This window comes from Teichococcus deserti (assembly GCF_001982615.1).
Lineage (GTDB): Bacteria > Pseudomonadota > Alphaproteobacteria > Acetobacterales > Acetobacteraceae > Pseudoroseomonas > Pseudoroseomonas deserti.
Genome location: NZ_MLCO01000280.1, coordinates 1 through 5,663, shown reverse-complemented (window position 1 = coordinate 5,663; position 5,663 = coordinate 1). Strand labels below are relative to the sequence as shown.

The window sequence follows — 5,663 nt, the reverse complement described above, 5'->3', positions numbered from 1 at the left end:
GGGTAAGGTGACGACGGGTGGCGTGACGACACTGACCACCGGCGGCACCACGGTCGGCGAGACCGGATCGGCCGGCGGCGAGGTCACCACCGGCGGCGAGGCCACGGGCGGCGTCATCACCGGCGGCGCCTCGGTGACCGGCGGCGAGACCCAGTCGGGCGGGACATAGACCGCCGGCGGCGCCGCGACGTCCTCGTCCGAGCTGGTGTTCAGCACCTTCACGTCGAGCAGGAAGTTGGCCTCCTGCTTGCCGTCGGACACCTCGATCATGACGGGCCGCGTGGTGCCGCCCTCGCGCAGCAGGTCGACGCCGTCGCGCAGCTTCAGGACATTGCCATTGACCACCTCGAAATAGGCTTCGTCCGGCCAGAGCACGCGGTAGGTCAGGTTGGCCTTGGGGGTGTCACGGTCCTCGCCGAAGAGGGTGCCGATGACGCCGCCGACATCGGTCTCCAGCACCGAGCCGCCGGCGGAGAAGCTCAGCTTGTGCGGCGGCGTGTCGTCGACGTTGAGCAGCGAGACGCCCCAGCTCTGGCCGCTGTCGACCCAGCCCGAGGCGGTCTTCACCTGCAGGCCGAAGGCGAATTTCGGCGTGCCGCTGAAGGCCTCGCTGTCGAAGGCGCCGACCGGGACGATGGTGACCAGGCCCTTGGCGGCGTCCAGCCTGGCCTCGAAGCGGTTGGCGTCGGTGCCGGTCAGCCTGACGTCGGTGATGCCGGTCAGTCCGGACAGCGACAGCTTCGCCACCCAGTCACCGGGACGCGCATTCTCGTAGATGGTGTCCGGGACCTCGCCCGAAACCAGCAAGGGCATCTGCCTGGCCGCCTCTCTTTCCACTCGGCGAGGGCAGGATCGGCAGGGCGGGTTGCGCGAAGCCTAAGCGGCGGTGCCTCAGCCGTGCAGCAGGCGCGCTGCCAGCCCCGCCAGCAGCAGGGCGTTCGCCGCGAAGAGCAGCGCGCTGGCGCGGCGCAGCCCGGGGCCGGCCCGCCGTGCCAGGAAACGGCCGAGCAGGGCCAGCGCCACCAGCGCCGGCATGGTGCCCAGGCAGAAGGCGGCCATGGCCAGCGCGCCGCCGGCCGCGCTGCCCGCCGCCGCCGCCCCGGCCAGCGCGGCATAGAGCAGGCCGCAGGGCAGCCCCGCCAGCAGCAGGCCGAGGCCGAAGCCGCGCCAGCCCTGGGGTTCCGCCAGCAGGAAGCGCAGCAGCCGGGCCGGAGGGGCGAAGTCGGGCAGCGACGGCCGCCGCGCGGGCAGCCCGAGCCGCGCCGCCGCCTGGCCCAGCATGGCCAGCGCCGCCAGCAGCAGCAGCGCTGCCGGCAGCCGCCCGCCGGTCTCGGGCAGCCGCCCCAGAAGGCCGCCGGCCACCGCGCCCAGCATCGCGTAGCCGGCCAGCCGCCCGGCCTGGTAGGGCAGCAGGGCGGCGCCGGCCAGCCGCGCGACGATGCCGCCGCCGAGGCCGCGGCCGGTGGCGGCCTGGGCCAGGACGAAGGGGGCGCACATGCCGGCGCAATGGGTCAGCCCGCCGGCCAGCCCCGCCAGCAGCAGGGCCAGCAGCAGGGCAGCAGCCTCCTCGGTCCCGGGCAGGGCCAGCGCATGCAGGCAGTCGGCGATCATGCCGCCCGGCTTAGCGGCTCCCGCCTCCGGCAGCCTTGCGGCAGATCAAGGGATGCGGCCGTCGATCCAGTCCTGGCGCCGCAGCCGGTACAGCAGCTGGTGGCGCTTCGGATGGCCCTCGGGCAGGCGGGGATGCTCGAAGCCGCCGGCGCGGCGCATGGTCAGCCGCTCCATCAGCCCCCAGGAGCGGACGTTGTCCGGCACGGTGAAGGCGACGATCTCGGGCAGGCCGCGCGGGCCGAAGCCATGGGCGAGGGCGATGCGCGCGGCCTCCTCGGCCAGGCCGAGGCGGTGGAAGGCCGGGTTCAGGCGCCAGCCGATTTCCACCGGCGGGTCGGCGGGGTTTTCCCAGGGGATGTGGTCCCAGGAAATCCGCGCCAGGCCGCAAAGGCCGACCAGGCCGGGGCGGCCATGCAGCTCCAACGCCCAGAAGCCGAAGCCATGGGTCGCGAAGTGGTCCTGCAGCCGGGTCAGGAAGAGATCCGATTCCGCGCGGGCGAGGGGGGCCGCGAAGTATCGCATGACGATCGGGTCGGCGTTCATGGCGGCGAAGGCCTCGCGGTCGTCGTCGCGCCAGGGCCGCAGCCGCAGCCGCGGGCCGTCGAGGGTGGCAGGGGCGGGTCTGGAATCGGACATGGCCGCCCCAGGCTAGACGGCTTCCCCGCCGCGCCGAAGGGGGTATGGTGGCGGCCAAGGAGGAGACCCAACCATGACAACAGCGCCGCCCGCCTGGCCATCGGTCGAGGAGCTCGCCGCCCGCATCCCGGATGGCGCGATGGTGGCGCTGCCGCCGGACAATTCGCTGCCCTCGGTGGCGCTGGCCAAGGCGCTGATCCGCCGCGGCGCGCGCGGGCTGCGGCTGCTGGGCGTGCCGGTCTCGGGCTTCGCCACCGACCTGCTGATCGGCGCCGGCTGCGTCGCCGAGCTGCAGACCAGCGCGATCAGCCTGGGCGAGGCCGGCTTCGCCCCCCGCTTCACCGCGGCGCTGAAGGAAGGGCGGATCCGTGTCCAGGACGCCACCTGCCCGGCGATCCACACCATGCTGCAGGCGGCCGAGAAGGGCGTGCCCTTCATGCCGCTGCGCGGCCTGATCGGCAGCGACATCCTGGCCAACCGGCCGGATTGGCGCGTCATCGACAACCCCTTCGCCGAGAGCGGCGACCCGATCGTGCTGCTGCCCGCGCTGTCGCCCGATTTCTGCCTGTTCCACGCGGTGATGGCCGACCGGGAGGGCAATGTCTGGCTCGGGCGGCGGCGGGAATGCGCGACGCTGGCGCATGCCTCGCGCGAGGCGCTGGTCACCGTCGAGCGCTTCTTCGACGGCAACCTGCTGGAGGACGAGCGCACCGCCCCCGGCACCATCAGCGCCACCTATATCGGCGGCGTGGCCCTGGCCGGGCGCGGGGCGCAGCCGGTGGCGCTGCTCGACGAATACGGCTTCGATGCGGGCTATGTCGCGGCCTATGCCCGGGCGGCGAAGACGCAGGAAGGTTTTGATAACTGGCTCGCCGTCGAGCTCGGCGGCTCGGAGAAAGCCGCGTGATCCAGCCTGAGGAACGCCTGGCGGCCGCGCTGGCCGCGCTGATCCTGGACCCGGCCGCACCGCCGGCCCGCCACATCGCGGTGGGTGCCGCCTCGCCGATCCCGGCCGCGGCCTGCTGGCTGGTGAAGAAGCAGGGCCATCCGGTGCGGCTGTCGCTGCTGCACAAGCGCCATGGCAATCCTTTCACCGAAGGCTCGCGCGAGCTGTTCGACCTGACCGGGCAGGGGCGGATCGATCTTTTCTTCCTGGGCGGCGGGCAGATCGACGGGCAGGCCAATATCAACCTGATCGGCACCGGCGACTGGCCGGGGCAGGGGACGCGCTTCCCGGGCAGCTTCGGCAGCGCCTTCATGTATTTCATGACGCCGCGCACCATCCTGTTCCGCGAGGAGCATTCGCCCCGCGTGCTGGTGCCGCAGGTCGACAATATTTCTGCCCCTGGCGTCTCGGCGCCCGGCGTGTTCCGCCGTGGCACGGCGCAGGCCCTGGTCACTGGCAAGTCCTTGTTTCGGTTCGACCCGGCGACGGCCCGCTTCACCCTGGCCAGTGCCCATCCTGGCGAGGATGCCGCCAGCATCCGCGCTGCCACCGGCTTCGACTATGACGAGCCGGCGCAGGTCGCCGTGACGCCCGATCCGACGCCCGAGCAGCTTGCCCTGCTGCGCGGGCCGGTCTGCGACGAGATGCTGGAAACCTATCCCGAATTCTGTGCCCGCGTGTTTGCAAGGAAGGCTGCCGCATGACTGACGCTGTTCCCATGGCCGAGGGGAAGGGGCTGGCGCGCTCCGCCGGCGCCCTGGCCGGGCTGAAGGTGATCGACCTGACGCGGGTGCTGGGCGGCCCCTACTGCACCATGATCCTGTCCGACCACGGCGCCGAGGTGATCAAGGTCGAGCCGCCGCAGGGCGACGAGGTGCGCGAATGGGGCCCCCCCTTCCAGGGCGACGCGGCCAGCTATTTCATCGGCGTCAACCGCAACAAGCAGTCGATCGCCCTCGACCTGGGCAAGCCCGCCGGCCGCGAGGTGCTGCTGCGGCTGCTGGACGATGCCGACGTGCTGGTCGAGAACTTCAAGCCCGGCTCGATGGAGAAATGGGGCCTGGGCTACGAGGACGTGCTCAGCAAGAAGTTCCCGAAGCTGGTGCATTGCCGGGTCTCGGGCTTCGGCGCCACCGGGCCGCGCGGCGGCCTGCCGGGCTATGACGCCATCATCCAGGCGATGGTCGGGCTGATGTCGATCAACGGCACGCCGGAGACGTCCCCCGTGCGCATGGGCACGCCGATCGTCGACCTGGCGACGGGCCTCTATTCGTCGATCGGCATCCTGATGGCGCTGCAGGAGCGGGCGCGGTCGGGGCAGGGCCAGTATGTCGACATGACGCTGCACGACTGCGGCATGGCGCTGCTGCATCCCCAGGCCGCCAACTTCCTGCTCAACGACAAGCGTCCGAAGGCGACGGGCAACCCGCATCCGAACATTTCCCCGTATTCCGCCTTCAAGACGGCGAGCTGCGAGATCTTCGTGGCCTGCGGCAACGACCCGGCCTTCAGGAAGTTCTGCGCCTTCCTCGGGCTGGACGGGCTGCCGGAGGATGCGCGGTTCCGCAGCAACGGTGACCGGGTGGTCAACCGTGACGCGCTGACCGAGATCCTGGAGGCGCGCCTGGCCTCCGAGGACGGGCATGACCTGTGCGACCGGCTGCTGGCCGCCGGGCTGCCAGCGGGTCCGGTGCTGAACGTGGACGAGGCGCTGTCGCAGCCGCATACGGCGCATCGCGAGATGGTCACGGAGCTGGGCGATTTCCGTGCGCTGGGCACGCCGATCAAGCTGTCGCGCACGCCGGGGGGCACGCGCGCCGCACCGCCGGCCTTCAACCAGCATGGCGATGCCGTGCTGTCGCGCCACGGTTTTTCGTCCGAGGAGATCGCGTCCCTGAAGGCGGATGGTGTGTTGGTCGAGCGCCGCCGCTGAGCTTGGCTGCCCGGCGGACAGCGTCCGCCGGGCCTTTGCAGAACGAGAAGGGGCGCAAACGTGCACGTTTGCGGGGCGAATTCCATCCCCCAGGCTTTCTTGCTTCTGGGGGTTGGCTGATGACGTCCCGCCAGTGGGTGCTGCTGCTGCTGTTGTCGCTGGCCTTCGGCGGCAGCTTCTTCTTCATGGCGATCGCCGGCGCTGCCTGGCCCCCTTTCACCGTGGTCTTCGCGCGGGTCCTGCTGGCGGCGGGGATGCTGTGGCTGGTGCTGGGCTTCCGCGGCGAGCGTCTCCCGCCGACCGGACCGGTGCTGCGGGCCTGCGTGACGATGGCGCTGCTGAACAACCTGATCCCGTTCAGCCTGATCGTCTGGGCGCAGCAGAGCATCCCGAGCGGGCTGGCGTCGGTGGTGAATGCCGCGACCCCGGTCTTCACCGCCGTGGTCGCGCATCTGCTGACCAGCGACGAGAAGCTGAGCGGCGCGCGGCTGGGCGGCGTGCTGGCGGGGGTGGCGGGTGTCGCGGTGCTGGCGGGGC

7 protein-coding genes are annotated in these 5,663 nt (G+C 71.7%); 4 read left to right on the top strand and 3 right to left on the bottom strand.

Annotated elements, in window-relative coordinates; all coding sequences use genetic code 11:
- The 3 genes from BKE38_RS32950 to BKE38_RS24025 form a co-directional block, all read right to left on the bottom strand.
- A partial coding sequence (locus BKE38_RS32950) for a hypothetical protein (RefSeq protein ID WP_207553658.1) occupies nt 1-813 on the bottom strand: 813 nt, incomplete at its 3' end.
- 78 nt (nt 814-891) lie between these two features.
- Nucleotides 892-1,611: an urease accessory protein UreH domain-containing protein gene (locus BKE38_RS24030; protein WP_076959756.1), complete on the bottom strand. Its 720-nt coding sequence runs from the start codon at nt 1,609-1,611 to the stop codon at nt 892-894.
- A gap of 45 nt (nt 1,612-1,656) precedes the next feature.
- Complete coding sequence (locus BKE38_RS24025) at nt 1,657-2,247, bottom strand: GNAT family N-acetyltransferase (RefSeq protein ID WP_076959755.1); 591 nt, start codon at nt 2,245-2,247, stop codon at nt 1,657-1,659.
- A 73-nt stretch (nt 2,248-2,320) separates the two neighbouring features.
- Here BKE38_RS24025 and BKE38_RS24020 point away from each other — a divergent pair, with 73 nt between their 5' ends.
- From BKE38_RS24020 to BKE38_RS24005, 4 genes are all read left to right on the top strand, one after another.
- On the top strand, nt 2,321-3,154 hold the full coding sequence (locus BKE38_RS24020; RefSeq protein ID WP_076959754.1) for a CoA transferase subunit A: 834 nt from the start codon (nt 2,321-2,323) through the stop codon (nt 3,152-3,154).
- Complete coding sequence (locus tag BKE38_RS24015) at nt 3,151-3,897, top strand: CoA-transferase (RefSeq protein ID WP_076959753.1); 747 nt, start codon at nt 3,151-3,153, stop codon at nt 3,895-3,897. Before BKE38_RS24020 ends, BKE38_RS24015 begins: the two co-directional genes overlap by 4 nt.
- On the top strand, nt 3,894-5,126 hold the full coding sequence (locus tag BKE38_RS24010) for a CaiB/BaiF CoA transferase family protein (protein WP_083747828.1): 1,233 nt from the start codon (nt 3,894-3,896) through the stop codon (nt 5,124-5,126). Before BKE38_RS24015 ends, BKE38_RS24010 begins: the two co-directional genes overlap by 4 nt.
- Nucleotides 5,127-5,245: 119 nt before the next feature.
- The coding region (locus BKE38_RS24005) for a DMT family transporter (RefSeq protein WP_207553657.1) at nt 5,246-5,663 on the top strand (418 nt) is incomplete at its 3' end.